Source organism: Zhongshania sp. (assembly GCF_041584495.1).
GTDB lineage: Bacteria > Pseudomonadota > Gammaproteobacteria > Pseudomonadales > Spongiibacteraceae > Spongiibacter.
The window spans coordinates 1-2,633 of the sequence record NZ_JBFHDY010000231.1 but is presented as its reverse complement, the minus strand read 5'-3'; the positions used below and the strand labels follow the sequence as shown (position 1 = coordinate 2,633).

Here is a 2,633-nt window from a genome sequence, read left to right as displayed (position 1 = left end):
CGCCATTTGCTGCGCGTCGGTATTGCAGCTCACCCCCTGCCCAGACCCGAAAGTAATAGTCATCGTCAATATTAACGAGGTCGGCTTGAACCAAATAGGGACTTAAGCTAGACCAATCTAAACTCAACTTATTAAGCGCTGCCGCCATCGGCGGCACCTCGGCAATGCTGGGCAAAAATTGCTTTTGCCATAAATGGTATAAGCCGCTGCCCGTAAAAGTGACCGCCGTTATCGCTACAGCTAAACCAAGGCCGCGATGCAGACGCAAAAGAGAGTTTTGTCGCCAGCTGCGACCACTTCGCCACTGCAAGTAGTATTGCAGTATGCCCGCTAGCGCGATCAGCCCTCCGCCAATTAGGCAGAGGCTCATTAAGCTCAGTCGCAGCGCGGTGTTTTCAATAAATACCCACGAGTGAACATTGCGGAAAAAAGTGCTGGTCATGGCCTTGGTGTTATTTACCACTGTACCGAGGCGGTCACTGGCGGTATCCACATACACTCGCATACCGTCGTCCCGAGCAAAGTTTACCCGCCACACCGGCAGCAATCGGTTGACGTAAACATAGTCATCGTCAAACGACGTCTGCGATTCAACTGACTGAATCGCACTTTGCTGATCGCCTAAATAATGCCGAGCAAGATGCACCGCATAATCCAGTTCACCACGGGGGATAAGCTCGCCGGTGCGGGCATCTAGCCATATAACTGCATCCGCGACGACTACGCGGTAATACGGTCGGCCCCGCCATGCCAGCAAGCGCGCGGCACTCGCCTCGCCCGTAATCCCCGCACGCTCGCTAGCCCCAGCCACCGTAAGCAAGTCCGCAGTCGACATGGCGTCTAATTTATAAGTAAAGGCGTCGGCAACGGGCTGAATGCGCGAAATAATAGGGTGGGATAAGCCACTTAAACCCCAGCCAATAATAGCCAAGCCAACGACCATGCCGACTCTTGCATGCCAGCGCAGAAGCAGTGCGATAAGTTTTGGCGTCCGCGAGCGATGCGCTTTCATCACAGCTCCACTCTAATGCCAATGGTCGCTAGGCGTGGACTGCCGGGGGTAAATGCCGGGCCATATTTGCTGGTGGTTTCCGCGTAGCGGCGATCAGTGACATTATAAATGCGGGTATAAAAACTCAGCCGTGTATTGAACTGATACTCGGCATGGATATTCAACAGGCTGTGGCCGTCGTATTTATCGCGATCGTCGGCAATACCGTCCTTGTCATTCTTTTCATCCAACCAGTGCTCGCCTTGGCGCAACCACTCAAACTCAATATAGCCACCGTTTAAAATGTGAGGACGGTAGTTAAGGCGCGCATTGATAAAACTCGCTGGCGCGTCGGGCATGGTATTACCACTGTAATTGCCGCTGCGGTCTATCCATTCCTCGTAACGATGTTTTGAGCGGGTATAAGCGAGGCCAATATCGAGACGCTCGCTAAGGTCTCGCTCCAAACCTAACTCGATACCCCGATGAGATGTTTCCCCGGCATTGGCATTGCGGCGGGTGCCCGTTTGCGGGTCGGCTATGGATAAGATTTCGTCCTGCTTGCGCATGTAATACACCGCTAAATCAAAACGACTCGCGGCATCTAAATTCCCTCGCAAACCAAACTCAATACTGTCGGCTTTGACTGGCGCCAGGGCAGTGGAGTCGGCGGTGTCACCAGCGCGAAATAGTTGGGACGCCGAGGGGATACGGAAGGCGTGCCGATATGACGTATAGCCATTGAGTGAATCTGAGAAATCGTAGACTAAGCCCAGCTTTGGACTCAGATGCTCAAAATCCAATGTTTGATCTAGCGGCCGCAAATGGGCGGGGTCTTGGGGTGCACGGGCAATATTGTCTTGGTAATCGTAGACAATTGCGTCGTAACGCAGGCCCGCGCTGCCGCGCAGCCGCTCAGTCAGCTGACTTTCCATATGAATATAGGGCGACACCGAGAGGTAATCGACGGTGTAGTCGTATAAACGACCCGCCTTTTGGTAGCTTAACCAATACTGGCCGGGATCATTGTCAGTGCGCTGTATATAAAATTGCGTTTGCTCACCACGGCTGCGATCAATGTCGACACCACTGATAACAAAGCTGTGTTCAGAAAGGTCGTGGCGATATTTCAGTAGCACGCCGACAGAGTCGTGACCGTCTTCATTAATATGGGCATCTTGGGAATCTAGCGCTGGTGAACAACTGGGGCACCACGCTGGCGCTGGCTGAACGCGGCCGGTGTTTAAGGTCCATGTCGCCACATAGGTAAGGGCATTGCTACGCGCAAACGGGGTGATACTTAGACTGTAGCCGTCGCCACTAAACTCAAATGCCGAGGACAGCCGCAGGGCACTGACATCCCGATAGCCAATGGTATTACCGGCTTTTTCTGGCTGCGTGTAATAGTCGGCTAAACCCAGGGCTGAACCCCCGGTGGCCATCGCCACCTTACTCGCGCTGACCACGGTATTGACCTGCCATTCGGAGTCGAGCTGACGAAACCAGCCCAAGACTAATTCCTGACGCTCACTGTCGTTATTATCACGCCAGCTGCCGTTTTTCGCGGCCGACAAATTTACTGTGTAGCTATCCTTACTCTGCACCTGTGAGGCCCGCAGCTGACTGCGATAATGATCGAATT

At 53.3% G+C, this 2,633-nt stretch carries 2 protein-coding genes; both read right to left on the bottom strand.

What is annotated here, in order from left to right; translation table 11 throughout:
- A partial coding sequence (locus tag ABYP33_RS18520) for a PepSY domain-containing protein (protein WP_373092754.1) occupies positions 1–1,012 on the bottom strand: 1,012 nt, incomplete at its 3' end.
- Positions 1,012–2,633, bottom strand: a 1,622-nt coding sequence (locus ABYP33_RS18515) for a TonB-dependent receptor (protein WP_373092752.1), incomplete at its 5' end; no start/stop codon positions are given. The genes ABYP33_RS18520 and ABYP33_RS18515, both read right to left, overlap by 1 nt.